Source organism: Pseudomonas sp. TE3552 (genome assembly GCF_056278945.1).
Genome location: NZ_JBWBQJ010000001.1, coordinates 1,795,736 through 1,821,497, shown reverse-complemented (window position 1 = coordinate 1,821,497; position 25,762 = coordinate 1,795,736). Strand labels below are relative to the sequence as shown.

Here is a 25,762-nt window from a genome sequence, read left to right as displayed (position 1 = left end):
TTAGAAGTGAAGGCTCAACGCCCCACTCCAAGGCCATGGAAGCCGACAGTGTCCACGTCCATTCTTCGCGACAGCACGACCTCGCTTTACGAACAGATCGCCCATCAGTTGTTGGAAGAGATTCAGCGTGGCGACTACGAACCCAGCGGCAAGCTGCCGTCAGAGGCGGAGCTAGGCCAACGCTTTGCGGTGAGCCGCGTCACGGTTCGCCTGGCGGTGGGCAAACTCAGCGACGATGGCGTGGTGGAACGCAAGCAAGGCAAAGGCACCTTCGTAGCGGCCAAACAGGTGCGGCACGACCTGGATGCATTGCGCAGCTTTCATGAAGCCTTGTTGCTGCAAGGACTTAAGCCGAGCATGCGTGTCATCAACCATACCTTGCTGCCCGTGCCCGAATCGTTGCGCGCCGTATTTGCAGAGGCTGAGGATTGCCTGCTTCTGGAGCGACTGCACTTCGTCGATGACGAGCCCATCGCGCTGGGACGCAGCCATTTACCGGCCGAATTGGCCAGCGTGGTCTGGACTGAAGTCGAACATCAACCGATCTACTCCATTCTCGAATCGATCACTGGCATGGCGGTCACTCGTGCCGATCTGGCGATCCGTGCGCAGGAAGCCGACAAAAGTCTGGCCAGCGCCCTGCACGTCAAACGCGGCGCAGCGCTATTGGTCATGGAACGCACCTCCTGGTTTGCCGACGGCCGCTGTTGCGACCGCACAACGTTTTTTATCCGACCGGAACGCTATGCCTTCGTCCTCAGCGGCGTCTTCAAATCCACAAGCGGCAGATAGACCGACCGCTTATGGACACGCTGGAAACCAACCAACCCCATACGAAGGTCAGAGTGGTACGTCCAGCGTGATCAACGCCCGTAAATCGGCGATTGTTCAGACGATTGCTGATTTGAGAAAAGGGAGTTGCCATAAACCCGAATCCTATTTCGCCGTAATCACCGACAGCTTGGTAATCCCGGCCCGCTCGATCGAGGCCATCGCCCGCGCGACTTCGCCATAATTCACCCCGTTGTCCGCCTGCAGCTGCACGCGCACATCGGGGTTTTTCGCCTTGGCCGCCTGTAGGTTGAACTCGAGCAGATCCGCCTGGATCTCGTCCTTGTTGATGAACACCTTGCCCTTGTCATCGATGCTCACCACCAGCGGGTCTTTCTGCTCCACCGGCGCCACCGACTCGGTCTTCGGCAAGTTGATCGGGATCGCGTTGGTCAGCAGCGGTGCGGTGACGATGAACACCACCAGTAACACCAACATGACATCCACCAATGGCGTGACGTTAATCTCGCTGAGCACTTCATCGCTGTCTTGTGTGGAGAAGGCCATTTCAGGAGGCCTCCTTTACTTTCTGTCCAGCGACGGTGGCGCCGGATTTGCTCAGGACCGGGTGTAGTAGCACACGGAACGAATGCTTCTGCGCCAGGCTGTAGAAGTCGTGGGCGAAGTCATCGAGGTCGGCGGCGGTCAGCTTCAGGCGACGCAAAAAGTAGTTGTAGACCAGCACCGCGGGTACCGCGACGGCAATCCCGACACCGGTAGCGACGAGTGCGGCACCGATGGGCCCGGCCACGGTTTCCAGACTCGCCGAGCCCGCTGCACTGATGCCTTTCAACGCCGACATGATCCCCCAGACGGTGCCGAACAGGCCGATGAAGGGCGAGGTGCTGCCGATACTCGCGAGAATCGCCAGGCCGCTTTCCAGCGAGCGACGTTCTCGCACGATCTGCTGGCGCAGGGCGCGTTCGAGACGGTCTTGATGGTTGATCGACTGACTGAGATCGCTATTCTGGTTGTCGCTGACTTGAATCGCCGCATAACCGGCCAGCGCGACGCGGGCTGCCGCGCCGGGTTGGTTTTGGGCGAGTTCGGCCGCCGAGTCGAGGCTGGAGGCCGCCCAAAAGTGTTTATGGAATTTTCGATCCTGCGTCTTGAGCCGGGTGAACTGCACGCCCTTGAGCAAGGCAAGGCCCCAGGTGGCCACGGAAAAGAGGATCAACAGCCAGATGACGGTATGTTCGATGGATTCGAAGGGGGATGCGATCAGGTTCATGTTCAGGCTCTCCAACAAGGCTATGGATCGGTTGTAGCGATGCGCCTTTTGTCAGGTGGCCCGCGGTTCTATCGATGGGGTTGAATTACTTGATTTTGAAGTCGATGGGCACGCTGACCCAGCCGTCCTGGGCAATATCGCCCTGCTTGGCCGGGACGAAACTCCAGCGCTTGACCGCAGCCAGTGCGGCGTCATCGAGTTGATCTCGGCCGCTGCTTTTCTGGATCTGGATTTCACCGGGTTTGCCGCTGGCCAGGACATGCACCCGCAGCAGCACCGTGCCTTCCCAGCCGCGACGCATCGCCAGCGAGGGGTATTCCGGCGCCGGGTTCTTCAGGTAACCGGCGCTGGCCGACGCTGGGGTCACCGGTTTCGGTGCCGGTGGTGCTGGGGGTGCAGGCGTGGCGACCGGTTGTGGCGGCGCGGGCGGTGCCGGTGTCTGCTCTACCGGCTTGGCCACGGGTTTAGGCACCGGTTTAACCACGGGCTTTGGTTTGGGGATGGGCTTAGGTGGCGGTGGTTTCACAGCCAGCTCATCTTCAACCGGCGGTGGTGGTTCGACCACGGGCTGGGGAATCGGCTCGGGCGGTGGCGGCATCACCACCGGTGGTGCCGGCTGCGAGAACTCGATAGTCATCGGCGGAATTTCCGGTGGCACCACTGGCAATGCCGGCGGTGGTGTCTGGTTGACCCAGACAATCACCGCGCCATGCAGCACCAGCGCGAACACGCCCAGCAAGACCCCTTCGCGACGACTCAACACACGCTTGGGCGTGCTGTGCAGCCGCGACAGTGCCAGGGGTTCGCGGAAAACCCGGCCAAGGTCGAGCAACTCGCCACCGGGTGCCGGGTGCCGAAACACCTCTAGGGCACTTGCGGCGCTCTGGACATTGCCCATTCATTGACTCCTGTAAACATTCAAATTGAACACGCGCCTGGACCCGGACTAACGTGCCGGCTCCGATTGCGTCAATGTCAAAGGCACCAGGGAAAACACCTGATCATCCGTCAGCTTTTGCACATCGACACGATGGGGAAAAATGTTCTTTTCCACGAACAAGTCATCGACTTGCTGTAGCGCCTGAACATCCCGTGGTTCGAGCGGCAACAGCGCTTCGTCACCCCAGCTGCGTAGTCGCTGCGAGACTTCCAGGGGAATATCGTTGACCTTGGCGAACACCCGCGCATATTCGTCGGGGTGTTGCCGAGCCCATTCGAAGGCCTTGGCGAAACGCTGCAACACGTCGCTAAGTGCTTTGCGCTTGAGTGGGTCGGCGAGCACTTCATCGGAAGCCGTGATGAAGGTCAGCCCGGTGTTGATCCCCTCGCCGCTGATCAGCACCCGAGCGCCCTGCTGCTCGGCAAACGCCTGATAAATCCCGAAAGTGGCCCAGGCTTCGATCTTGCCGGCGTTGAATGCGGACAAGGCATCGGTCGGCAGGACGAATCCGACCTTGACGTCCTTCTCATCGACACCGGCATTGGCCAGGGCGCGAATCAACAGGTATTGGGAAATGCTGCCGCGGGCCGAAGACACCACGATATTGCGGCCTTTCAAGTCGGCAACGGTGCGGATATCCGAATTAGCCGGAACCAGGATCGCAATGCCCCTTGATTGACTGCGCCGTACCGCGACGATGCGCAATGGCGTGCCCCCGGTCGCGGCGGCAAGCACCGGCGTATCACCGGCCGGCCCCAGATCGACGGCACCGGCACGCAAGGCTTCGAATAAGGGAGCAGCACCCTGGAAGTTCGCCCATTCAACTTTGTAGTCGATGCCCTCCAACGCATTCGCCGCCTCGACCACGGTGCGCAAGCCCTTGGCTTGATCGCCCAGAATCAGCTTCACGCCGGACAAGTCTGACTTGGCAGCGGATGAAGATTGGGGCGCAACCGTGTCACCGCAACCGCCGAGCAACAACGCGACGCTGGACAACAACACCAGTGCAGATTTCCGAACGAGGATCGGCATAACAGAACATTCCTGTATCAATGAGTTGGAAGCTGCGTCAGCCATGGGCAAAACGCCGGACAGTGCTGTTCGTGAGTTGACGTCCAGCCACGGCAACGGTTTCCACTTCAACCCCCAACAAACTCAGCAAGCGCGCACGGATTTCCTGAAACCCCTCCTGACCGGTGTCTCGAGCTCGCGGCAGATCGATCGACAATTGTTCGGCGATCTTGCCGTTGGCCAGCACGATCACCCGATCGGCCAGCAGGATGGCTTCGTCCACGTCATGGGTGACCAGCAGCACTGCCGGGTCGTGTTTACGCCATAATTCGATGATCAGCCGATGCATGCGAATCCGGGTCAGTGCATCGAGCGCGGCGAACGGTTCGTCGAGTAGCAGCAGCTTGGGTTCGCGCACCAGCCCACGGGCCAGTGCCACGCGTTGCGCTTCGCCACCGGAAAGCGTCGCCGGGAAAGCTTCAAGCCGATGGGCCAGTCCCACTTCCGTCAGCGCCTGCACCGCACGAGCCTTGGCGTCCGGGGTGTGCAGACCAAGAATCACATTCTTCCAGGCGCGCTTCCACGGCATCAATCGGGGCTCCTGAAATACCGCGGCCCGTGCCTTGGGCACCAGCAGCTGACCGCTGTCGATACTGTCCAGGCCGGCCAGGCTGCGCAGCAAAGTAGTCTTGCCCGAACCGCTGGCCCCGAGCAGCGCGACGAATTCGCCCGGTGCGATGTCCAGGTCCAGGCCATCGATGACCCGTTGCTGGCCAAATTGGCGCACCACATTACGCAGTTGTACCGGTGCTTCTGACTGCAGGTTTTTTGCCGCGATAGTCGACATGTCAGTTCCTCACAAAAGATGGGCGCCAGGCCAGGGCAAAACGCTCCAGCGTGCGGATCAGTCCGTCGATCAATAAGCCGAGGACGCTGTAAATAAGCAGGCAGATAACGATCACGTCGGTGCGCATGAAGTCCCGCGCATCACTGGCCAGAAAACCGATGCCGGCGGTGGTGTTGATTTGTTCGACGAACACCAGGGCCAGCCAGGAAATCCCCAGGGAGTAACGCAGGCCGACAAAGAATGAGGGCAATGACCCCGGCAGGATCACATGCCAGATCAACTCGCGACGATTCAGGCCCAGGGTGTTGGCGGCCTCGATCAACTTGGGGTCGATGTTGCGAATCCCGGCGAACAGGTTCAGGTACACCGGGAAGGTGGTACCGGTGACGATCAGGGCGATCTTGGTGAACTCGCCGATGCCGAACCAGAGAATGAACAACGGCACCAGCGCCAAGGAAGGAATGGTGCGCAGCATCTGCATCGGCGAATCGAGGATTACCTCACCGCGCTTGGACAAACCGGTGATCAGTGCCGCGACGACGCCGACGCTGACGCCGATACTCAAGCCCAGCAGCGCGCGCTGCAGTGACACCAGCAAATGCTTGCCCAGCTCCCCGGAGACGATCATCGCCCAGAGGGTGCCGCCGATTTGCGAGGGTGCGGCGATGATCCGTTGTGGGATCAGGCCGAGCTGCGACGCCAGTTCCCACAAGAGCAGCAACGCAATCGGGCTGAGCAGGCGCAGAAAGACTTCGGGGGTTCGCCAGTTGTGTAGCCAGTCGGGGATCAGCTTCGACGCACCCTGGCTTTCAACAGCCTTGCTGACGGAAAACGAGCTACTAGTGCTCTGCGTATCGAAGGTCTTTTCGGTCATCAGGCTTCCTTCCTCATCAAGAATATGGCTTCGGTTTCATGCTATTCGCATAAAAAACACCAGTGAAATTCTTTTTGGGAATAACCTAATATGATTAAAAATCAGATAGAAAATAATCCAGATAAATTATTTGCATAATTAAACCCTGCAACCCACGTCCTGTGGCGGATGCATTCCTGACGCCGATTAAAATGCGTATTACTGATATCTTGTATTTTTTATGATTCATTTAATTAATAATTAACTTAGAACAAAACGGCATTTCACAGCCCTGCCCCGCTGCGCCTACTTTCGACGTCACAGACCGACCCCCTGCCCGGTGGAGGCTTGAATCACGCCTATCCAAAGACAAGGAACTCAGCATGAGCATCGAATTTATCGGTTACATCGGTGGCCACCAATCCTCGGAAACCCAGCCGCGCAGCGGCCCGGTGTTGCAGCCCGAATATGTGGAGACTGTCGCCCGCGCCCATGAGGAAGCCGGTTTCGACCGCGCCCTGGTGGCGTTCCACTCCAACAGTCCGGACAGCACGCTGATTGCCTCCCATGCCGCCAGCGTGACGAAAAAGCTGAAGTTCCTGATTGCCCATCGACCGGGATTCGCCTCCCCTACCCTGGCCGCACGACAGTTCACCACCCTCGACGTGTTCAATGGTGGACGCACTGCCGTGCATATCATCACCGGCGGCGATGATCGCGAATTACGCGCCGATGGAAGCTACATCGGCAAAGACGAGCGCTACGCCCGCACCGATGAATACCTCGACGTGCTACGTCAGGAATGGACCCGCGAAAAGCCCTTCGACTATCAGGGCAAGTACTACCAGGTCGAGGGTGCGCACTCGCAAGTGAAGTCGCCACAACAGCCAAACATACCGCTGTATTTTGGTGGCTCATCGGCGGCGGCCATCGCGGTGGCTGGTAAGCATGCGGACGTTTACGCGCTGTGGGGCGAAACCTACGAACAGGTGCGCGAAGTGGTGAATCAGGTGCGCGCCGAGGCGGCCAAGCATGGGCGCAGCATTCGTTTCAGCCTGTCGTTGCGACCGATTCTGGCCGACACCGAAGCGCAAGCCTGGGAACGTGCCGAGCGCATCCTGCAACAAGCCACAGCATTGGCCGAACAGAACGGTTTTGTTCGTCGCGAACCACCGAACGAAGGCTCCCGGCGCTTGCTGGCGGCCGCAGCCCAGGGCTCGCGTCTGGATAAGCGCCTGTGGACCGGGATCGCCGGCCTGCTCGGCGCACAAGGCAATTCGACCTCGCTGGTCGGCACCCCGGAACAAGTCGCCGAAGCCCTGCTCGACTACTACGACTTGGGCATCACCACGTTCCTGATCCGCGGCTTTGACCCACTTGATGACGCCATCGATTATGGCAAGCGCCTGATCCCGCTGACCCGTCAGCTGGTGGCGGAACGTGAACGGCAAGCGGCGGAAAAGGTGGCTTGAACCATCCTTGATCTTTTAAGCCTCAGGACCTTAGAAGATCGCAGCCTGCGGCAGCTCCTACAGGGGTTCGCTTCCCCTTGTAGGAGCTGCCGCAGGCTGCGATCCTTTGATCTTGCTCTTCAATTACTCCCTATATGCCGTATCAGTCCTTTCCAACTGCCGAATCAGCGCATCCCAGTGCCGCGCAACACCCGGCCCGTCACCACTTTTGAGCACCTCGGCCTGCTTCTCGACCTTGGCCACCACTTCGGCCGGCGGGAAGACCAGCTCGGCATTGCCACCGGCCTGCGCCGCGATCTGAATGTTGCAGGCACGCTCCAGGCCGTGCAGTTGCTGGAAGGCGTGTTCAACGCTGACACCAGCGGTCAGCAGTCCGTGGTTGCGCAGGATCAGCACACTTTTGTCCCCCAGGTCCGCCACCAGCCGTTCACGCTCGTCCAGGTCCAGGGCGATGCCTTCGTAACCGTGATAGGCCACCCGCCCGGAAAAACCGATGGAATGCTGCGAGATCGGCAACAGCCCATCGCGCTGGGCCGATACCGCGATACCGTCGCGGGTGTGGGTATGCAGGACCGCTTGCAGGTCGGGACGCGCGCCGTGAATGGCGCTGTGAATCACATACCCGGCGTAGTTGATGCCCAGGCCGGTCGGGTCGTCGACGATGGTGCCGTCGATGTCGACCTTGACCAGGTTGGACGCAGTAATTTCATCGAACAACAACCCGAAGGCATTGATCAGGAAATGTTCCTCAGGTCCCGGCACCCGCGCGGAAAAATGCGTGTAGATGTGGTCAGTCCACTTGAACAACGCCGCGAGCCGATAGGCTGCGGCCAGTTTGACCCGCACTTCCCATTCTTCGGGAGTGACGCGCTGGCGAACATTTTTTGAGACGCTGGATAACGGGCTGACGCTGCTCATGGCAAAACTTCCTGGATGGCCTTAAGGATTTCCAGCCAGCCTAGGGGATGCCAAAAAATAATAAAAAGCACATTTTAATCTAAGCTAATTATCATTTTTTTTTATGTCTTCAGTCGCTCGTCATGCCGCGTTCTTTAGCTTCTGCAGCGACCCGGCGACCAGTTTGCCAAAGGCATCGACCGGCCCTTGCAGGTTGCCGAGAAAGTGCGGGTAAATCAGCCACAGGTCCATCAGCGGTTTGAAATCCTTGAGCGGCATCACCGCCAACTGATCGAAATGCGCACTGCGCTCCAGCAACGGACGCGGCACCAGCCCGAGCCCCAGACCGTCGGCGACCAGGCCCAACTGCAATTCAGTACCGAAGGTTTCCAGATTGACCCTCAGAGCCAACCCCTGGTCAGACAAGGTTCGTTGCAACCCGGCGCGAAAACCGCAGCCGTCAGGGTTGAGAATCCAGCCACTCTGGTAAACGTCGGCGAGTTTGCATGCACGCTTGGGCACTTGCGCCTTGGCGCAGACCACCACCAATTCCATCTTGCCGATGGACTCACCGACGATGTTGTCCGGAAAAATCTTGCCCGCCGGGAACAGCGCCGCCGCGGCGTCCAGTTCACCACGTTCGATCTTGCCGACCAGTTGACTGCCCCACCCTGTTGCCACCTGCGCGCGCAATTCGGGGTATTCGACGCGCAGGTGCTTGAGGGCATCGAGCAGCACCACATCGCCGATGGTTTGCGGAACACCCAAACGCAGCAGCCCGGTGGGTGGCGCGTCGGTGGCCACCAGTTCGCGCAATGCGTCCATTTCCCGCAGGATCAAACGGCACTGTTCATACACCCGCGTGCCGATCAACGTGGGCTTGAGCGGCTTGGTGTTGCGGTCGAAAAGCTCCACGCCCAATGCTTGCTCGAAGTTCTGCACACGCCGGGTAATGGCCGGCTGGGTCAATTGCAACGACTCGGCCGCATGGCTGATGGACTGGCAACGAATCACTTCGACGAAGGCATCGATATCATCAATTTTCATTTGGCCCGCACATAGAGAACAGTCAATAAGATGTCTGAAAAGCATAGTTCTATTGCTGGAGTCTGGATAGCCCGGAGCGCTCCCCGGCTCCTATCGATAACGTCTAACGCTATTCAATCGAGTTCTTAATTCCTTTCAGCTATAACCTAATCATTAAAAAATAGCATATTAAGAACAATCATTATGCTTAGATAATCGCAACAACCTTCGAAACGAACGATGGAATCGCCATGACCCAGGCCCGACACCCGGAGAGACTCAGAGCATTCATAGGCGCCCTGGCTGAACTGATCGACAGCCATCCGCGCGAGGGTGACCTGTTGCATCGCGGCGCCAAGCTGCTCGGCCAATTGGTCAGCCACGACGACTGGCTGCCGGAAGACTTTGCCCGCCCCGATCCGCAGCGTTATCAGCAATACCTGTTGCATGCCGATTCACGACAGCGCTTCAGCGTCGTCAGTTTTGTCTGGGGGCCGGGGCAACGTACACCGATCCACGATCATCGGGTCTGGGGCCTGATCGGCATGTTGCGCGGCGCGGAGTACTCGCAGGGATTCGCCCGCAACCCTGACGGCACCCTGGTGCCCGAGGGCCAGCGGATACAGCTGGAACCCGGCCAGGTCGAAGCGGTGTCGCCCAAGATTGGCGACATTCATCAAGTCAGCAATGCCTTTGATGATCAGGTGTCCATCAGCATCCATGTCTATGGCGCCAACATCGGCGCCGTGCACCGCGCGGTGTATCAGCCCGATGGCAGCGAGAAACTGTTTATCTCCGGTTATTCCAACGCCTTTCTCCCCAACATCTGGGATCTGTCCAAAGAGAGCCAAGCCCTATGAGCACCCTACTGATCCGCTCCTTCGCCGAGATTCGAAAGGCACTGTTGAACAAAGAAGAGCTGGCCCTCGTCGATGTGCGTGAAGAGGCGCCCTTCGCCGAGGCGCATCCGTTGTTCGCCGCCAACATTCCACTGTCCAGGCTTGAGCTTGAGGTGTACTCGCGGATCCCACGGCTGAATACCCCGGTGACCGTCTACGACAACGGCGAAGGCCTGGCGCAGATCGCCGCTCAGCGCTTGCAACAACTCGGCTACATCAATGTCGGCTTGCTGGAGGGTGGCCTGGACGGTTGGCGCCGCGCCGGTGGCGAGCTGTTTATCGACGTGAACGTGCCGAGCAAAGCCTTCGGTGAATTGGTAGAAAGTCAACGTCACACACCGTCCTTGGCGGCGGAAGAAGTTCAGGCGCTGCTCGACAGCGAGGCCGACGTGGTGGTGCTCGACGCCCGGCGCTTCGATGAATATCAAACCATGAGCATTCCCACCGGCATCAGCGTTCCGGGCGCGGAGTTGGTATTGCGCGCCCGAGAACTGGCACCGGACCCGGCGACGCGGATCATCGTCAACTGCGCCGGGCGCACCCGCAGCATCATCGGCACGCAGTCGTTGATCAACTCAGGCATCCCCAACCCGGTTTCCGCCTTGCGCAACGGCACCATCGGCTGGACCCTGGCCGGTCAAAAACTGCAACACGGCCAGTCGCGCCGTTTCGCGCCGACCAGCGAAGAACACCGACACATCGCCGCTCAGGATGCCCGTCGCGTCGCCGACAAAGCGCTGGTCGGTCGCGCAACCCTGGCCGACTTGCAAGGCTGGCAACAAGAAGCAACCCGCAGCACTTACCTGTTCGACGTCCGCACCCCGGAAGAATTCGAGACTGGCCACCTGCCCGCCGCCCGCTCGACACCGGGCGGCCAACTGGTGCAGGAAACCGATCACTTTGCCAGCGTGCGTGGCGCGCGCCTGGTGCTGGTGGACGACGACGGCGTGCGCGCCAACATGTCGGCGTCCTGGCTGTCGCAACTGGGGTGGGAGGTGCATGTGCTAGATGACCTGCAGCCGGCGCATTTCAGTGAAAAAGGTGCCTGGCAGGCGCCGGTCCCTGCGCCGCAGCAGGTCGAGGAAATCAGCCCCGAAACCCTGGCCGAGTGGCTGACCCATGGCGACAGTGTGGTGCTGGATTTCACCAGCAGCGCCAACTACGTCAAACGCCATATCCCCGGCGCGTGGTGGGTGCTGCGTGGGCAATTGCGCGAAGCGCTGGCCAACGTACCGGCCGCACAACGCTACGTGCTGACCTGTGGCAGCAGCCAATTGGCACGGCTGGCTGTCGCTGATGTCGAGGCCCTGACCGGCAAGCCGGTGTTCCTGCTCAAGGGCGGTACGGCCAGCTGGATCGCTGCGCAACTGCCACTGCAAGACGGTGAAACTCATCTGGCTTCACCGCGCATTGATCGCTATCGCCGCCCCTATGAAGGCACCGACAGTCCTCGCGAAGCAATGCAAGCCTATCTGGACTGGGAATATGGATTGGTGGCGCAACTGGCCCGCGACGCCACCCATGGCTTTTTTGTGATCTGAGCCCTTAAGGCTTCTGCGCCGTATACCGGGCAGCGCCGTTTGATACGCCCAACGTTGAATTCAGCCCGACCCCTTTCTCCAGGCGGAGGTGACATGAAGCATCAAGTCCCGCCTGGAGCATGCTGTTATGAGTTTCACCCAGCCGTTCAAATATCTGCTGATCGCCACCGCCCTCACCTTTGGCGCCGTCACTCACGCCGCCGACCTGCAACCGCTGTTGGTGGCCAATCAAAAGTCCACGATCAAGGTACTGCTGGAGGTCTCCGGTGAACTGAAAAACGTGCCCTACCAGATCCAGTTCTCCGAGTTCCCCGCCGCCGCGCCGTTAGGTGAAGCGTTGAACGCTGGAGCGGTGGACATCGGCGCCCTGGGCGATGCGCCTTATGTGTTCGCCCTCGGCGCCGGTGCGCCACTCAAAGTGGTCAGCATCATTCATGCCGAGGGGCGCAATACCACTGCCATTCTTGTGCCCAAGGATTCACCGATCAAGGATGTCTCAGGCCTCAAGGGCAAGCGCATCGTCACCACACGCGGCTCGATCGGGCACTACCTGGCCATCAAGGCCCTGCGCGGCGCCGGCCTGAGTACCCAGGATGTGCAGTTCGTTTTCCTGCTGCCCAGCGAGTCAAGACTGGTGCTGGATAACGGCACCGCGGATGCCTGGTCCACGTGGGATCCCTACACCACCGTCGTCACCTCTCAGAGTCAGGCCAAGATCCTGGTCAGCGGCAGCAACCTGCTGAGCAATCACCTTTATCTCGCAGCCACCGATCAGGCCATCGTCGATAAGCGCCAGCAACTGGACGACTTCGTCGCCCGGGTCGACCGGGCCTACCGTTGGAGCAACGAGCACCCCAATGAGTACGCCGCCGCCCAGGCCAAAATCACCGGCCTGCCCCTGGCGGTGCATGTGGCCGTGGCCAAAGCGACCCACATGCAGCCGGTGGTGATTGACGACGCGGTCGTCAGCGGCTTGCAGGCCACCGCCGACATCTATCAGGAAGAAGGCTTGCTGACCCGACACATCGACGTCTCCCAAGGCTTCGACAAGAGCTTCAACAGCAAACGTCCCCCACTTACCCAGGCTTCGCGCTAAAGGAGTAGAACCATGAGCAAACAACGCCAACTCAAACTCGGGGCGATGGTCCATGGCGTCGGCCATGGTTGGGGCGAATGGCGCCACCCGCAAGCCCTGCCCAATGCCAGCGTGAATTTCGGTTTCTATCAGCAGCAAACGCAACTGGCTGAAGCGGCGAAGTTCGACTTCGTGTTTATCGCCGACAGCCTGCACATCCATGAGAAGTCGAGCCCGCACTACCTCAATCGCTTCGAGCCGCTGACCATCCTCTCGGCGCTGGCCGCGACCACTCGCCACATCGGCCTGGTGGCAACCGTCACCGTCAGCTACACCGAACCGTTCCAGGTGGCGCGCCAGTTTGCGTCCCTGGACCACATCAGCGGCGGTCGTGCCGGCTGGAACGTGGTGACCTCCTGGCTCAGCGGCACCGCCGATAATTTCGGCAAGACCGAGCACCCGCCCCATGCGGTGCGCTACCGCATCGCCAGGGAGCATGTGAATGTGGTCAAGGGGTTGTGGGACTCCTGGGAAGACGACGCCTTCGCCTACAACAAGCAAAGCGGCGAGTTTTTCACCCCCGGCAAACTGCATGCGCTGGCGCACAAAGGTGAATTTTTCTCGGTGAAAGGCCCGCTCAACATCGCCCGCTCCCGGCAAGGTCAGCCGGTGATTTTCCAGGCCGGCACCTCTGAGGACGGACGTAATTTCGCCGCGGAGAATTCCGATGCGATTTTCGTCAGCCCCGAGGGGTTCGACGAAGCACGCGCCTACTATCAGGACCTGAAAAAGCGCGCCAGTGGCTTCGGCCGGGATGCACAAAAGCTGTCGATCTTGCCGGGCATCCGTCCGATCGTTGGTCGTGATGAAGCGGAAGTTGAAAGCCGCTATCAGCAAGCGGTGGAACTGGTGAGTATTGAGGATGCGATTGTCGCCCTCGGCAGGCCGTTCAATGACCATGACTTCAGCCAGTACCCGTTGGATGCGCCATTCCCCGAGTTGGGCGATTTAGGCTCCAATAGCCAGAAAGGCGGCTCGGACCGGATCAAACAACTGGCCAAAGACGAAGGCCTGACCTTGCGCGAAGTGGCCCTGCGTTTCTCCCGGCCACGACGCGACTTCGTCGGCACGCCCGAGCAGGTTGCCGATGCCATTCAAAATTGGTTCGAAGAAGGCGCGTCTGACGGTTTCATCATCAATTCGGTGCTGCCGGACGGTCTGCAATATTTCACCGAACTCGTCGTGCCGGTGCTGCAACAGCGTGGTCTGTTTCGCGATGAATACAGCGGCACGACCCTGCGCGACAACCTTGGGCTCGAGGCACCCGCCAACCGTTACACAACCGCTCAGGTTCACCAGAAGAGCGAGGCGCTGGCATGAGCGAGTCCTTTAATCGCCTGCCGGGGCAGTTCAATCGTCGCGGCTTCCTGACGGCCAGTTCGATCGCTCTCGGGGCGTTGGGGCTGTCCTCGATGGGATTGGCTTCGCGTGCGTTCGCGCAAAACACCTCGCTTGCGGACCTGACCCTGGGCGTCGCCACTTATCGCGGCCAGGAGTCGTATTTCACCGAAGACGCCGGCACCGCTAACCGCCCTTACAAAGTCGATTACGCGGAGTTTGCCGGCGGCAACCTGATCGTCGAAGCGCTGGCCTCGGGCAGCCTGGACATCGGCTCCATGAGCGAGATCCCACCGATCTTCTCTATCCAGAGCCATCGCCAACCGCGACTCATCGCAGTGATACAAGGCGACGTGAACAACCAGGTGTTCCTGATTCCCAAGGACTCGAAACTCGAATCGGTCGGGCAGTTGCGCGGCAAACGGGTCGGGTACGTGCGCTCGACCACCTCGCATTACTTTCTGATCAAGGCACTGAAAGAACAGGGCCTGACGATGAACGACATCACGGCGGTAGCGCTCACGCCGCAGGATGGTTTCAGTGCTTTCCAGAGCGGTCAGCTCGATGCCTGGGTGATTTATGGGGTGTTTATCCAGTTGGCGAAATTCCGCAGTGGCGCCCGGGTGTTGAAAACAGCTGAGGGTTATTTGTCCGGCAACTACTTGATGGCGGCGCGCCCCGCGGCCCTCGAAGACCCGCTGCGCAAACAAGCGATTCAGGACTACTTGCAGCGCACGGCGCGCACGCTGGAATGGATCAATAACAACCCCGAACCCTGGGCCGCCAAATCCGCGCAGCTACTGGGCGTCGACAAAGCGGTGTTTCTCGACATGTACAACAGCCGCAGCCAGCCGTGGAAAGTCATCGAAGTGGACGACCAGGCGATAGCCTCGCAACAGGAGGTCGCGGATTTGTTCTTCGCTGCGGGTGTGTTGAGCGAACGGCTGGATGTCAGTCCGTTGTGGGACCGGCAGTTCAAGTTGTTGCCGATATGAGCCCTAAAGTCGACCCCCTCCCTGTGGCGAGGGAGCTTGCTCCCGCTCGGCTGCGAAGCAGTCGCAAAACGGTTTGCCTGAATCACCGCAGTGCCTGGATTTGGGGCTGCTTCGCGACCCAGCGGGAGCAAGCTCCCTCGCCACAGTTGGTTACGGTGGCCCCCCAACCATTGCTGCTCACACTTTTTGATCGAGTGAACCCACCATGAGTCTTTCTTCTCAACACCCGCCCTTGCTGCGATCGGTCGAGGCGGCGAATTTCGAAGCCTTGCTGGAAACCATCGGCGCACAACTCGGCGCCACGGCGCACCTTTATGACGAAAGCGGCGCCTTCCCCCAGGACAATTTCAAGCTGCTGCAGGAGCACGGTCTGGTCGCGCTGACCGTGCCCAAAGCCCTCGGCGGTGGTGGCGCGAATCTGGCCCAGGCGCGCAAGGCGATCAGCGCAATCGCCAAGGGCGAACCCTCGACGGCGTTGATCCTGGTGATGCAGTACATCCAGCACGCGCGCCTGCAAGACAGTAAAACCTGGCCCGAAGCATTGCGCCTGCAAGTGGCGCAAGACGCCGTCCAGCAAGGCGCGTTGATCAACGCCCTGCGGGTCGAGCCCGACCTCGGCACCCCGGCTCGCGGTGGTTTGCCAGCGACCGTTGCCCGGCGCACCTCCGCCGGTTGGCGCCTCAGTGGCCGAAAAATCTACTCCACCGGCAGTCATGGCCTGACGTGGTTCAGCGTCTGGGCGCGCAGCACCGATGAAGATCCGCTGGTCGGTGCCTGGCTGGTGCACAAGGACACACCCGGCATCAGCATCATTGAGGATTGGGACCATCTGGGCATGCGCGCCACGTGCAGCCATGAAGTGGTGTTCGACAATGTGCTGGTACCGCTGGATCATGCCGTCAGCGTCAGCCCCTGGAGCGCGCCGCAACCCGAACTCGATGGCGACGGCTTCCTGTGGATGTCGGTGTTGCTCTCGTCGGTTTACGACGGCGTCGCCCAAGCCGCTCGCGACTGGTTGGTGGGTTGGCTGGAACAACGCAAGCCATCCAACCTCGGCGCGTCGCTCTCGACCCTGCCGCGCTTTCAGGAAACCGTCGGGCACATCGACACGCTGTTGTTCGCCAACCGCAGCCTGCTGGATGCCGCCGCCGAAGGTCGCACGCCAGCCAGTAACGCCGCGCAACTGAAATACCTGGTGACCGGCAACGCCATCCGCGCCGTCGAGTTGGCCATCGAGGCGTCCGGCAACCCCGGCCTGTCACGCCACAATCCGCTGCAACGGCATTACCGCGATGTGCTGTGCAGCCGTGTTCACACGCCGCAGAACGATGCCGTGCTGCAAGGCGTCGGCAAAGCGGTCTTCGCCCAGCACCAGCAAAAGGAACGCCCATGAGCCAGCTCATTATCGCCAGCCAACTGGATGAAGACTTCAACGATGTGATTCGTCAGCGCCTCGCACACACGCATCCTGACGCCCGGTTAATCGACGTGCCGAGCGGCGTACCCAGCGACCTGCCGACTGAAGTCAGTATTCTACTGGCGCGGCCGATCAATGTGCGCGGCTATCTGGCACCGGACACACCGCCGCCGGGTTGGCCCTACGGTTTGAAGTGGGTTCAGGTGGTGTCTTCCGGCATCGACTTCTACCCCCAATGGCTGTTCAACGGCCCGCCGGTGAGCACTTCCCGGGGCAGCGCCGCCGAGAACATCGCCGAGTTCGCCCTGGCCGCGATCTTCGCTGCCGCCAAGCGCCTGCCGAACATTTGGGTGCATGACTCGCAATGGAATTTCACCGCACTGACGCCGCTCAAGGGCACCACGTTGGGGATTCTCGGCTTCGGTGCGATTGGCCGCAGCCTGGCGAGCAAGGCCCACGCCTTGGGCATCAATGTGCTGGCATCGCGTCAGAGTCAGACGCCGTTCGAGGTGGAAGGCGTCGAAGCCGCGCGAGATATCCATGACCTGTTTGCCCGTTCCGACCATCTGGTGCTGGCCGCGCCATTGACCGGTGCGACCCGGCATATCGTCAACAGCGCGGTGCTCGCCAGCGCCAAACCCGGCCTGCACCTGATCAACATCGCCCGCGGTGGTCTGCTGGATCACGGGGCGTTGCTTGAAGCACTGGACAGCGGAACGATCGGCCTGGCTTCGCTGGACGTCACCGAGCCCGAGCCTCTGCCGGACGGACATCCGCTCTACACCCATCCACGGGTGCGCTTGTCACCCCATACCTCGGCGATTTCCACCAACAGCCGCCATGAGATTGCTGACAGTTTCCTGGCCAATCTTGAGCGTTATCTCAACGGTTTGGCGTTGGAAAATCAGGCGAACGTACAACGCGGGTATTGAATCCAGCCGAACCACCGTCATCGCGGGCAAGCCACGTTCCCACAGGTTATGTACATGACCTGTGGGAGCGTGGCTTGCCCGCGATTGCGTCATGTCAGCCAAAGATAAAACATCAGGTTTACGCATTTAACCTACAAACTTAATGCCTGTTTTTTATAATTAACTTATAACTAATCGGACTTTTACAGCACCGTATTATACAAATACTGTTACAACCATCACCGACCCCTGACCAGGTGGAGGCCCACGGAACTGCACGTTTTTCCGGCCGACACCACTCCACGGTCAACTGCCACACCCAAACCCGAAACCGGCTCAAGCCCCCCGCCGCCATGGCTTTCGAAACATGGCCCCGGCAACGCTTTGCCCAAAAAAAACATAACGACGCCAACGCTGCGCTTACACACTTGGGGTTCACCATGCATAACACCTTCACTGCAAACCGTTTGACGCTGGCCGTGTCGCTGGCGATGTTCGGGTTGTCGGCCCACGCCGAAGAAAACACCATGGATGGTGCCCTCCCCGTTGTCACAGTCACCGCCGAACACCACAGCGAAGACCTGCAAAAAACCCCGCTGGCGATTTCCGCATTCGACGAAAAAGCCCTGGAAGACAAGCAGATCAAAAGCATCCGCGACCTCTCCGGGCAAGTGCCGAACCTGACCCTCAGCCGCCAGTCGATCTCCTACAGCGCCCAGACCTACGGGATTCGTGGCATCGGCGAAACTGACCCGATCCAGGAAGCCGCCGTCGCGGTGTACGCCGATGACCTGTACATCCCGCGGGCGATTTCCTCGATGCTCGACTTCAACGACGTCGAGCGCGTCGAAGTGTTGCGCGGCCCGCAAGGCACGCTGTATGGACGCAACAGCAGCGCCGGCGCGATCCGCGTGATCACCCGCGATCCGACCCAGGAAACCCGGGGTTTCTTCGAGCTCGGCGCCGGCAATTACAACGCGCAGAACGGCCGATTGCTGATCAGTGGCCCGCTGGTGGACAACGCGCTGTTCGGCAGTTTTTCGGCGATTCGCCTGACCCGTGACGGCACCGTCTCCAACCCGACCCGTGGCGAGGATGTGAACAACGTCGACATCCAGTCCTACCGCGGTAAGTTGCGCTTCAACCCGATCGATTCGCCGTGGGATGTGCAATTGACCCTGGCCGGTACCTTCGACCGTGGCGACACCACCAGCTATACACCGTTTGATGCCGATGGCCACTTCGATAAATTCAAGAGCTACAGCAGCCTCAATCCGAAGAACCGCCTCGACCAGGGCAGCTCGGTGCTGCGCGCAATCTACGCCATCGACGACCACTTGAACTTCAAATCGGTGACCGCTTATTCGGCGTTCAACCAGCCGGTGGACTATGACAACTCCGGGCAGGCCGCCCTCATTCAGAACAGCCTGATCACCTACAAGCAGGACTATGCCACCCAGGAGTTCCAGCTCAACGGCGACTACGACGATTTCAGTTTCAGCACTGGCCTATACCTGTACCGGGAAAAATTCGACGCCGAGCGCGACAGCCTGACCTACTCGATTGCGCGCAACCGGGTGATCGGCCAGGGGCAATACAGCACAACCAATACCGAAAGTTATGCGTTGTATGGCCAGGGCAGTTACAAAGTCACACAACAACTGTCGCTGATCGCCGGACTACGGTTCACCCGCGAACACAAGAACTTCGACTACACCAACTACGTGGTCAACACCGACCGGCAGATCACCGGTACCAATTTCAGCGCCGATTCAAGCAAATCCTGGCAATCCACCAGCCCGAAACTCGGCTTCGAATACGCCTGGACACCGCACCTCAACCAGTACGCCTATGTCGCCAAAGGCTTCAAGGCCGGCGGCTACGACAACCGCGCCCCGACCCAGGCTGCCGCCGAACAGGCGTTTTCGCCCGAGGACGTGACGACCTGGGAAACCGGCTTCAAGGGTGACTTCTTCGACCAGCGCCTGCGAGCCAACGTCGCACTGTTCTACAACGACTACAAAGACCTGCAGACCAATGCCTACGACCCGGCGTTGGGTGTCAGCTTGCGGACCAATGTCGGCCAGGCACACACCTATGGCGTAGAACTGGAAACCCTGACCGCGCTGACCCGCGATCTGCAACTGACCGCCAATGTCGGCTACCTGGAAAGCCAGTACGACGATTTCGAAAATGCCAGCGGCGCCGGTGTCGATGCCAACGGCAAACAGTTGGTGTTCTCGCCGCGCTGGAACGCCAGCGTCGGTCTCAACTACACCATCCCGGCCGGACTGCCCGGCACCTGGCTGGCGGGCACCGATGCGCAGTTCCAGACCAAGTCCTACGCCAACGCGCTCAACGACGACGTCCAGCAAATCCCCCAGCAGACCTTCTGGAACGCCAACACCCGTTACCTCTCCGGCGACGGTCACTGGACCACCACGCTGGCCGTAAAAAACCTGCTCGATCGCGCCTACCCGCAATCGGTCGGCTACGTGCCCTCCAGTGGCGCCCGCTTCTACTCCATCAACGACCCGCGAACCCTCTTGTTGTCCGTGCGCTACGACCTCTGATCCCTGACGCGCCCCTACACCGGATTCCTTACCGCTTGAACGCAAGGAGCACTACGATGGCTGTTACCCGTAGAGAACTGATTTCCCGCATTGCCGCCGTCGGTGGCTATTCCGCCGCTGTCAGCGCCCTCGGTGCACTGGGGCTGACGCCTCAGGCCGTGGCGGCGACTTTCAACCCGCTGCAACTGGGCAGCAGTGGCAAAGGCAAGCACGTGGTGGTGGTCGGCGCCGGCATTTCCGGGCTGGTCAGCGCCTACGAGCTGCGCAAGGCTGGCTTCACCGTGACCATTCTCGAAGCCCGCGAGCGAGTGGGTGGACGCAACTGGACCCTGAGGCGCGGCACCAAAGTCGATTTCGACGATGGCGTCAGCCAGACCGTCGACTTCGACGACGGGCACTTTTTCAACGCCGGTCCTGCGCGCATTCCCAGCCATCACCAGACGATCCTCGGCTACTGCCGCGAACTGGGTGTCGAGCTGCAAGTGCTGGTCAACAGCAGCCGCAACGCGCTGGCCTTGCCCGATCCGACCAAACCGGCATTCCAGTTGCGCCAGGCCGTCAACGACACCCGCGGCCAACTGTCTGAACTGCTGGCGCGCACCGTCAGCCGCAAGGCCCTGGACCAGGACTTGAGCGTCGATGATCGCAAGGCGCTGCTCAATTTCCTCAAGGTCTATGGCGATCTCAACGCCGACTTCAAATACAAGGGCTCGGTGCGCTCGGGGTACACCCGTATCCCCGGCGCCGGCGATCAAACCGGCATCACCCGTGCACCGCTGGAGCTACAGACCCTGCTCAACCCCAAGCTCTGGGGTGCGTTGGTGTTCGATGAGATCCCGGAGTTTTCCTCGACCATGTTCCAACCGGTTGGCGGTATGGACCGGATTCCCTACGCGTTCTACGACAAGCTCAAGGATACGGTGCGTTTCAACGCCGAGGTCAGCGACATTCAGACCTCCGAAAACGGCAGCCGCATCACCTACCGGGACCGCAAGACCGGCACCACCCAGACGCTGAGCGCCGATTACGCCATCGTCACGGTCCCCCTGCCGTTACTGGCCAAGCTGCCGAGTAACTTCAGTGCGCCCTTCAAGCAAGCGATTCTCAGCGCGCAAAGCGATCAGGCCAACAAAGTCGCCTGGCAGTCGCCGCGTTTCTGGGAAACCGACTTCAACATCTACGGCGGATTGTCGTACCTGGACCATGAAGTCAAAGGTTTGTGGTACCCCAGCGACCGGCTGAACAGCGCCCAGGGGATTCTGGTTGCGGCCTACAACACCAGCGAGTCAGCCCAGGCCTTCAGCAAGAAATCCCTCGCCGAACAGTTCGCCTCCTCGCGGCAAGCGGTCGAACTGCTGCACCCCGGTCACAGCACCAAGTTGCAAAAACCAGTGGCGATCAACTGGGCCAAGGTGCCCTTCAGCAAAGGCCCGTGGATCGTCAACGACGAGGTCGGCGAGAGCGCTTACCAGATCCTCAACGAGCCTCAGGGCCGCACGTACCTGGCCAGCGACGCCCTCGCCCATGGCGGCGTCGGCATCTGGCAGAACAGCGCCGCCGACTCGGCGCGACGCATCGTTTCCCTGATCGGCCGCCATGCCGAACGCCAGCAACCGGGCGTTGCCGCCTGACTGTTTTCAATAAAGGACTGACCGATGAAAACCATGACTTTGCTCACAGGACTCCTCATGACCGCCACCGCCCTCAGCAGCCACGCCGACGAGATCAAACGCATCGCCCTGCCCAATTCGAGTTTCCCGATTTCGCTGGCGGTGTCGGTGCCGGCGCAAACCGACCTGCTGTTTGTCAGCGGCCTGCTCGCCGACCTGCACGACCCCAAAGCACCGAAGGATTCCTTCGCTGCCTATGGCGACACCGCGACCCAGACCACCTCGATTCTCAACAAGCTCAAAGGCGTACTGCAAAGCCAAGGCCTGGACCTGGGTGATGTGGTGCAACTTCGGGTGTTTCTGGTGGGCGATCCGGCCAAGGGCGGCAAGCTCGATTTCGCCGGGTTGCAGGAAGGCTATACGCCGTTCTTCGGCAGCGCCGCGCAACCGAACAAACCGGCACGCACCGCCGTGCAGGTAGTCGCCCTGCCGCTACCGGGCGGGTTGGTCGAAATCGAAGCCGTCGCCGCTCGCAAGAAGTGACACGGACCTTAGCTGACATTCAGGAGCTTCACTCTCATGCTCAACTGCCAAACACGCCTTGCCGCGCCTGCCTACCGCCCGTTTTTGTTGCCCCTGTCGATTGCCTGTGGCCTGGCCTCGTTCAACATCGAGGCCGCCGAAAGCAGCTCACCGACTCTCGACACGGTAGTCGTCACGGGTAACCGTGGCACCGTCCAACGCACCGTCACCACCAGCCCGACTCCGATCGACGTGGTGACCGGCGAACAATTGCGTTCGGTGGGCAAACCGAGCCTGTTGGAGGCGCTGAGCAAGTTCATCCCGTCCTTCAACCTGCCCGACCGCGCCGGTTGGGATGCCAGCGGCGTGGTTCGCTCGGCCACCCTGCGGGGGCTGACAGCGTCCCATGTGTTGGTGCTGGTCAACGGCAAGCGCCGGCATACCAGCGCCACGTTGAACATCAACGGCATCAACAGCGGCGCGGCACCCAGCGACCTAGACCTGATCCCGGTGGCGTCCATCGATCACATCGAGGTGCTGCGCGATGGCGCGGCGGCACAGTACGGCTCGGATGCCATTTCCGGGGTGATCAACATCATCCTCAAGCAGACCACCGGTGGCAGCTCCGACACCACCCTCGGCCAGGGCTATGACGGCAAACGCGGGACCGCGCAGGAGGCGCTCAATTATGGTTTTCAGGTTGGCGACGCCGGTGTGCTCAATGTCTCGCTCGACACGCGCTATCAGGAGCGCGACAACAAGGCCGGTAGCAACGGTTACAGCTCGCATTATTATCCGCAGGCCGACGGCTCGCCCGACCCGCGCGAGGCCGATGCCAGCCACCACACTTACAAGGGTTACGGACTGCCCCGCAGCCAACTGGCCGATGTCGCCTACAACCTCGACCTGCCGCTGAACGATGCCGTCACGCTCTACTCATTCTCGACCTTGGCCACACGGGAGAACAACGACGGCCAGAACTTCCGCCTGCCCAATGGACGCAACACCATCACCACCGGCCCCAATGGCTATCCCGACGGTTACAGTCCTTACTGGCTGATCAACGAAACCGACTTCCAGTCCGCCTTCGGTGCCAAGGGCGAGGATTTCGGCGGCTGGGCCTGGGACCTGAGCAGCACCTACGGGCGTAACTACGCCAAGCAACGCACCTACAACAACCAGAACCCGTCGCTGGGCGAAAACACCCCGAACAAGTTCACCTCCGGCATTTACATTGCGGACCAACTGACCAGTAATCTGGATCTGAAAAACAGCTACGAAATCGGCCTGGCCAAGCCGCTGGATGTCGCCTTCGGCTTCGAGCACCGACGTGAAAGCTACGAGACCCGCGCCGGCTCCGAAGCCTCGTATATCGATGGCGGCTACGTGTTCCCCGCCGGCCATCCGCGCGCCGGGCAGCGTCCCGATCCGGGCGCCCAGGTCACCAACGGCATTACTCCTGAAGACGCACAGAAAGTCAGCCGCAACAGCGTCGCCAGCTACATCGACCTGGGCTTCTACCCCGTCGAGCAGTGGTACCTCGGCGTCGCCGCACGGTACGAGCATTACAACGAAGGCGTCGGAGGCACCCGCAGCGGCAAACTCAGCACCCGCTACGAATTCAACCCGGTGTTTTCGGTGCGCGGCACCATCAGTAATGGCTTTCGCGCGCCGTCGCTGGCCAATCAGATTTTCACCGCGCGCTCGACCGGGTTCGACACCATCAATGGTGTCTACCAGTCTTACAACTACGTGGTTCTGCCGGTGGATTCAGCCGGCGCCCAAGCCCTTGGGGCCGAGTCGTTGAAACCCGAACGCTCGACCAACTTCAGTCTCGGTTTCGCCCTGACTCCCAGCGAAGACCTGAGCCTGACCGTGGACGGCTACGTCATCAACCTGCGCGACCGTCTGGTGCTCAGCGAACGTTTCCAGGGCCCGGGCGTCGCCGCCCTGCTCGACAGCATTGGCGTGCCGGCCACCGCCGGCGCGCAGTACTTCACCAACGGCGCCAATACCCGGACGTCCGGGGTCGATGTGGTCGGCAATTACCGGCAGAACCTGAACCAGTTCGGCTCGGTGAGATGGACTGCGGCACTGAACTACAACCACACGAAAATCCTCAGCGTCAACGACACACCGTCACAACTGACCGCCCTGGGCGACTTCCAGCTGCTCGGACGCCAATCGCAAGCACTGATTACCAAAACCTCCCCCAGCAGCAAGATGATCTTCTCCGCCGACTGGGCGATCAGCGACTTCGACGTCAATCTGCGGCTGACCCGTTATGGCACCTACACCGAGGTCAACAGCTCAAGCGATCCAAGCCTGGATCGCGAGTATTCGGCCAAATGGATCACCGACCTGGACGTGGCCTATGCGCTCAACAAACAACTGACCGTCGCCGTCGGCGCGCAGAACCTGTTCGACAAGTACCCCGACCATATCGGCGTAAGCAACTCTTCGTTCGGCGATAACTGGGGCAGTTTTTCACCCTTCGGCTTCACCGGCGGTTACTACTACACCCGCCTGCAATACGCGTTCTGATGCCTGCAAAGTCGCCTAAGCTAATACTCAAAAAATATTTATAAATCGGTTTTTAGAACAATAGGATTCATACGTAGTTACCCGTCCTTTAATTATTGTCGAGCATGCCATGTCAAAATTCATCAAGAACCCTGGGGCGATATTCCGTCGTCCTGTCCTGGCCGGCCTGGTCGTTGCGCTGGCCTTGTCGTCTCTGACACTCCCGGCTCAGGCCCGGGAAAAGCTACGCATCGGTTACCAGAAGTCATCGACCCTGATCACTCTGCTGAAAACCCAAGGCAAGCTGGACAAAGCACTCGCCCAGGCGAACATCGACGTGAGCTGGCATGAGTTCCCCAGTGGCTTGCCACTGCTGGAGGCGTTGAATGTCGGCAATATTGATGTCAGCGCCGACGTGGCAGATACCGTGCCGATATTTGCTCAGGCTGCACAGGCCAGGCTGACTTACTTTGCGCAAGAGGCACCCTCGCCTTCAGCCCAGGCAATCGTCGTGCGCAACGATTCGCCGTTGCAGCAACTGGCAGATTTAAAAGGCAAAAAAGTCGCGGTAACCAAGGCGGCCGGAGCCCACTATTTGCTGATCGCGGCCCTGAATAAGGCGGGCCTGAAGTTTTCTGACATACAACCTGCATACCTGTCACCCGCCGATGGCCGGGCGGCTTTCGAAAATCAGAAGGTCGACGCCTGGGTCACATGGGAACCCTTCCTCAGCGGCGTGCAGCGTCAACTACCGACGCGCACCCTGGCCGACGGCAGTGGCTTGGCCAGCTACAAGCGTTATTACCTGACCGGCACGAGCTACGCCAAGGCGCACCCTGAAGTCCTCAAGCTGGTTTACGAGCAACTGCATGAAGCCGGTAATTGGGTTAAAAACCATCCCCGTGATGCGGCTCAAGTCCTGGGGCCGTTGTGGGGCGACCTCGATGTGGAAACAGTCGAAGCAGCCAACGCCCATCGCAGTTACCAGATACAACCGGTGAAGGCCGATCAGTTGGGCGAACAGCAGAAAATTGCCGATGCTTTTTTTGCCGCGGGCTTATTGCCCAAGGCGGTAGATGCCCACGATGTAGAGATCTGGAAACCCGTTAGCCAATAGTACGGCCGAGCGCGTCCGAAGCATTGTGCAACGGTAACGAATTCATGTGGCCTCGATCGATTCTCAATGGAAT

The 25,762-nt window shown here is 60.2% G+C and carries 22 protein-coding genes; 14 read left to right on the top strand and 8 right to left on the bottom strand.

The features are described 5' to 3' along the window. Positions 1 to 48 precede the first annotated feature (48 nt). The gene (locus ACZ9BB_RS08110) at positions 49 to 792 is read left to right on the top strand and encodes a GntR family transcriptional regulator (RefSeq protein ID WP_476213292.1); all 744 of its coding nucleotides are present in this window, start codon (positions 49 to 51) and stop codon (positions 790 to 792) included. Positions 793 to 936: 144 nt separating this feature from the next. Here the strand turns inward: ACZ9BB_RS08110 and ACZ9BB_RS08105 are convergent, their stop codons facing one another. From ACZ9BB_RS08105 to ACZ9BB_RS08080, 6 genes are all read right to left on the bottom strand, one after another. Then, positions 937 to 1,338 (bottom strand): ExbD/TolR family protein, encoded by a 402-nt coding sequence (locus ACZ9BB_RS08105; protein ID WP_019578566.1) that lies wholly within the window; start codon positions 1,336 to 1,338, stop codon positions 937 to 939. Between the two features lies 1 nt (position 1,339). Continuing rightward, positions 1,340 to 2,062, bottom strand: coding sequence for a MotA/TolQ/ExbB proton channel family protein (locus ACZ9BB_RS08100; protein ID WP_476213291.1), 723 nt, complete (start codon positions 2,060 to 2,062; stop codon positions 1,340 to 1,342). Between the two features lie 85 nt (positions 2,063 to 2,147). Then, complete coding sequence (locus ACZ9BB_RS08095) at positions 2,148 to 2,960, bottom strand: energy transducer TonB (protein ID WP_476213290.1); 813 nt, start codon at positions 2,958 to 2,960, stop codon at positions 2,148 to 2,150. Positions 2,961 to 3,008: 48 nt separating this feature from the next. Next, a complete protein-coding gene (locus ACZ9BB_RS08090) occupies positions 3,009 to 4,034 on the bottom strand; it encodes an ABC transporter substrate-binding protein (protein WP_476213289.1) in 1,026 nt (341 codons plus the stop codon). 37 nt (positions 4,035 to 4,071) lie between these two features. Continuing rightward, a complete protein-coding gene (locus ACZ9BB_RS08085; RefSeq protein ID WP_476213288.1) occupies positions 4,072 to 4,860 on the bottom strand; it encodes an ABC transporter ATP-binding protein in 789 nt (262 codons plus the stop codon). Position 4,861: 1 nt separating this feature from the next. Then, positions 4,862 to 5,734, bottom strand: a complete 873-nt coding sequence (locus ACZ9BB_RS08080; RefSeq protein WP_094989689.1) for an ABC transporter permease — start codon at positions 5,732 to 5,734, stop codon at positions 4,862 to 4,864. Between the two features lie 362 nt (positions 5,735 to 6,096). On the opposite strand from ACZ9BB_RS08080, the gene ACZ9BB_RS08075 reads away from it, so the two are divergent. Then, complete coding sequence (locus ACZ9BB_RS08075; RefSeq protein ID WP_476213287.1) at positions 6,097 to 7,185, top strand: LLM class flavin-dependent oxidoreductase; 1,089 nt, start codon at positions 6,097 to 6,099, stop codon at positions 7,183 to 7,185. A 123-nt stretch (positions 7,186 to 7,308) separates the two neighbouring features. On the opposite strand, the gene ACZ9BB_RS08070 is transcribed toward ACZ9BB_RS08075, so the two are convergent. Together ACZ9BB_RS08070 and ACZ9BB_RS08065 are read right to left on the bottom strand one after the other, a co-directional pair. Then, complete coding sequence (locus ACZ9BB_RS08070; protein ID WP_476213286.1) at positions 7,309 to 8,103, bottom strand: class II aldolase/adducin family protein; 795 nt, start codon at positions 8,101 to 8,103, stop codon at positions 7,309 to 7,311. A gap of 120 nt (positions 8,104 to 8,223) precedes the next feature. After that, positions 8,224 to 9,129: a LysR family transcriptional regulator gene (locus ACZ9BB_RS08065; RefSeq protein WP_476213285.1), complete on the bottom strand. Its 906-nt coding sequence runs from the start codon at positions 9,127 to 9,129 to the stop codon at positions 8,224 to 8,226. A gap of 230 nt (positions 9,130 to 9,359) precedes the next feature. Between ACZ9BB_RS08065 and ACZ9BB_RS08060 the strand changes: the two genes are divergently transcribed. The 12 genes from ACZ9BB_RS08060 (at position 9,360) to ACZ9BB_RS08005 (ending at position 25,689) form a co-directional block, all read left to right on the top strand. Then, a complete protein-coding gene (locus tag ACZ9BB_RS08060) occupies positions 9,360 to 9,968 on the top strand; it encodes a cysteine dioxygenase family protein (RefSeq protein WP_476213284.1) in 609 nt (202 codons plus the stop codon). Then, entirely contained in the window at positions 9,965 to 11,548 is a 1,584-nt protein-coding gene (locus tag ACZ9BB_RS08055; RefSeq protein WP_476213283.1) for a rhodanese-related sulfurtransferase, read from the top strand. The genes ACZ9BB_RS08060 and ACZ9BB_RS08055 overlap by 4 nt, the downstream gene beginning before the upstream one ends. Before the next feature lie 127 nt (positions 11,549 to 11,675). After that, complete coding sequence (locus tag ACZ9BB_RS08050) at positions 11,676 to 12,644, top strand: ABC transporter substrate-binding protein (protein ID WP_476213282.1); 969 nt, start codon at positions 11,676 to 11,678, stop codon at positions 12,642 to 12,644. A gap of 12 nt (positions 12,645 to 12,656) precedes the next feature. Then, a complete protein-coding gene (locus ACZ9BB_RS08045) occupies positions 12,657 to 14,003 on the top strand; it encodes an LLM class flavin-dependent oxidoreductase (RefSeq protein WP_476213281.1) in 1,347 nt (448 codons plus the stop codon). Next, positions 14,000 to 15,016, top strand: a complete 1,017-nt coding sequence (locus tag ACZ9BB_RS08040; protein ID WP_476213280.1) for an ABC transporter substrate-binding protein — start codon at positions 14,000 to 14,002, stop codon at positions 15,014 to 15,016. Before ACZ9BB_RS08045 ends, ACZ9BB_RS08040 begins: the two co-directional genes overlap by 4 nt. Before the next feature lie 205 nt (positions 15,017 to 15,221). After that, positions 15,222 to 16,409: an acyl-CoA dehydrogenase family protein gene (locus ACZ9BB_RS08035; RefSeq protein WP_476213279.1), complete on the top strand. Its 1,188-nt coding sequence runs from the start codon at positions 15,222 to 15,224 to the stop codon at positions 16,407 to 16,409. Continuing rightward, positions 16,406 to 17,365 carry a D-isomer specific 2-hydroxyacid dehydrogenase family protein gene (locus ACZ9BB_RS08030; RefSeq protein ID WP_476213278.1) on the top strand — a complete coding sequence of 320 codons (960 nt, stop codon included), beginning with the start codon at positions 16,406 to 16,408 and terminating at the stop codon, positions 17,363 to 17,365. Before ACZ9BB_RS08035 ends, ACZ9BB_RS08030 begins: the two co-directional genes overlap by 4 nt. Before the next feature lie 419 nt (positions 17,366 to 17,784). Beyond that, on the top strand, positions 17,785 to 19,917 hold the full coding sequence (locus tag ACZ9BB_RS08025) for a TonB-dependent receptor (RefSeq protein ID WP_476213277.1): 2,133 nt from the start codon (positions 17,785 to 17,787) through the stop codon (positions 19,915 to 19,917). A gap of 56 nt (positions 19,918 to 19,973) precedes the next feature. Then, positions 19,974 to 21,548 (top strand): flavin monoamine oxidase family protein, encoded by a 1,575-nt coding sequence (locus ACZ9BB_RS08020; protein ID WP_476213276.1) that lies wholly within the window; start codon positions 19,974 to 19,976, stop codon positions 21,546 to 21,548. A gap of 24 nt (positions 21,549 to 21,572) precedes the next feature. Next, positions 21,573 to 22,070 (top strand): RidA family protein, encoded by a 498-nt coding sequence (locus ACZ9BB_RS08015; RefSeq protein WP_008006142.1) that lies wholly within the window; start codon positions 21,573 to 21,575, stop codon positions 22,068 to 22,070. A gap of 36 nt (positions 22,071 to 22,106) precedes the next feature. Next, positions 22,107 to 24,593: a TonB-dependent receptor plug domain-containing protein gene (locus tag ACZ9BB_RS08010; RefSeq protein ID WP_476213275.1), complete on the top strand. Its 2,487-nt coding sequence runs from the start codon at positions 22,107 to 22,109 to the stop codon at positions 24,591 to 24,593. Positions 24,594 to 24,702: 109 nt separating this feature from the next. Beyond that, positions 24,703 to 25,689 (top strand): aliphatic sulfonate ABC transporter substrate-binding protein, encoded by a 987-nt coding sequence (locus tag ACZ9BB_RS08005; RefSeq protein WP_476213274.1) that lies wholly within the window; start codon positions 24,703 to 24,705, stop codon positions 25,687 to 25,689. Positions 25,690 to 25,762: the final 73 nt, after the last annotated feature.

Coding starts and splice junctions, on each gene's coding strand:
- ACZ9BB_RS08105 (WP_019578566.1), bottom strand. CDS start 1,338: ATGGCCTTCTCCACACAAGACAGCGATGAAGTGCTCAGCGAGATTAAC.
- ACZ9BB_RS08100 (WP_476213291.1), bottom strand. CDS start 2,062: ATGAACCTGATCGCATCCCCCTTCGAATCCATCGAACATACCGTCATC.
- ACZ9BB_RS08095 (WP_476213290.1), bottom strand. CDS start 2,960: ATGGGCAATGTCCAGAGCGCCGCAAGTGCCCTAGAGGTGTTTCGGCAC.
- ACZ9BB_RS08090 (WP_476213289.1), bottom strand. CDS start 4,034: ATGCCGATCCTCGTTCGGAAATCTGCACTGGTGTTGTTGTCCAGCGTC.
- ACZ9BB_RS08085 (WP_476213288.1), bottom strand. CDS start 4,860: ATGTCGACTATCGCGGCAAAAAACCTGCAGTCAGAAGCACCGGTACAA.
- ACZ9BB_RS08080 (WP_094989689.1), bottom strand. CDS start 5,734: ATGACCGAAAAGACCTTCGATACGCAGAGCACTAGTAGCTCGTTTTCC.
- ACZ9BB_RS08075 (WP_476213287.1), top strand. CDS start 6,097: ATGAGCATCGAATTTATCGGTTACATCGGTGGCCACCAATCCTCGGAA.
- ACZ9BB_RS08070 (WP_476213286.1), bottom strand. CDS start 8,103: ATGAGCAGCGTCAGCCCGTTATCCAGCGTCTCAAAAAATGTTCGCCAG.
- ACZ9BB_RS08065 (WP_476213285.1), bottom strand. CDS start 9,129: ATGAAAATTGATGATATCGATGCCTTCGTCGAAGTGATTCGTTGCCAG.
- ACZ9BB_RS08060 (WP_476213284.1), top strand. CDS start 9,360: ATGACCCAGGCCCGACACCCGGAGAGACTCAGAGCATTCATAGGCGCC.
- ACZ9BB_RS08055 (WP_476213283.1), top strand. CDS start 9,965: ATGAGCACCCTACTGATCCGCTCCTTCGCCGAGATTCGAAAGGCACTG.
- ACZ9BB_RS08050 (WP_476213282.1), top strand. CDS start 11,676: ATGAGTTTCACCCAGCCGTTCAAATATCTGCTGATCGCCACCGCCCTC.
- ACZ9BB_RS08045 (WP_476213281.1), top strand. CDS start 12,657: ATGAGCAAACAACGCCAACTCAAACTCGGGGCGATGGTCCATGGCGTC.
- ACZ9BB_RS08040 (WP_476213280.1), top strand. CDS start 14,000: ATGAGCGAGTCCTTTAATCGCCTGCCGGGGCAGTTCAATCGTCGCGGC.
- ACZ9BB_RS08035 (WP_476213279.1), top strand. CDS start 15,222: ATGAGTCTTTCTTCTCAACACCCGCCCTTGCTGCGATCGGTCGAGGCG.
- ACZ9BB_RS08030 (WP_476213278.1), top strand. CDS start 16,406: ATGAGCCAGCTCATTATCGCCAGCCAACTGGATGAAGACTTCAACGAT.
- ACZ9BB_RS08025 (WP_476213277.1), top strand. CDS start 17,785: ATGCATAACACCTTCACTGCAAACCGTTTGACGCTGGCCGTGTCGCTG.
- ACZ9BB_RS08020 (WP_476213276.1), top strand. CDS start 19,974: ATGGCTGTTACCCGTAGAGAACTGATTTCCCGCATTGCCGCCGTCGGT.
- ACZ9BB_RS08015 (WP_008006142.1), top strand. CDS start 21,573: ATGAAAACCATGACTTTGCTCACAGGACTCCTCATGACCGCCACCGCC.
- ACZ9BB_RS08010 (WP_476213275.1), top strand. CDS start 22,107: ATGCTCAACTGCCAAACACGCCTTGCCGCGCCTGCCTACCGCCCGTTT.
- ACZ9BB_RS08005 (WP_476213274.1), top strand. CDS start 24,703: ATGTCAAAATTCATCAAGAACCCTGGGGCGATATTCCGTCGTCCTGTC.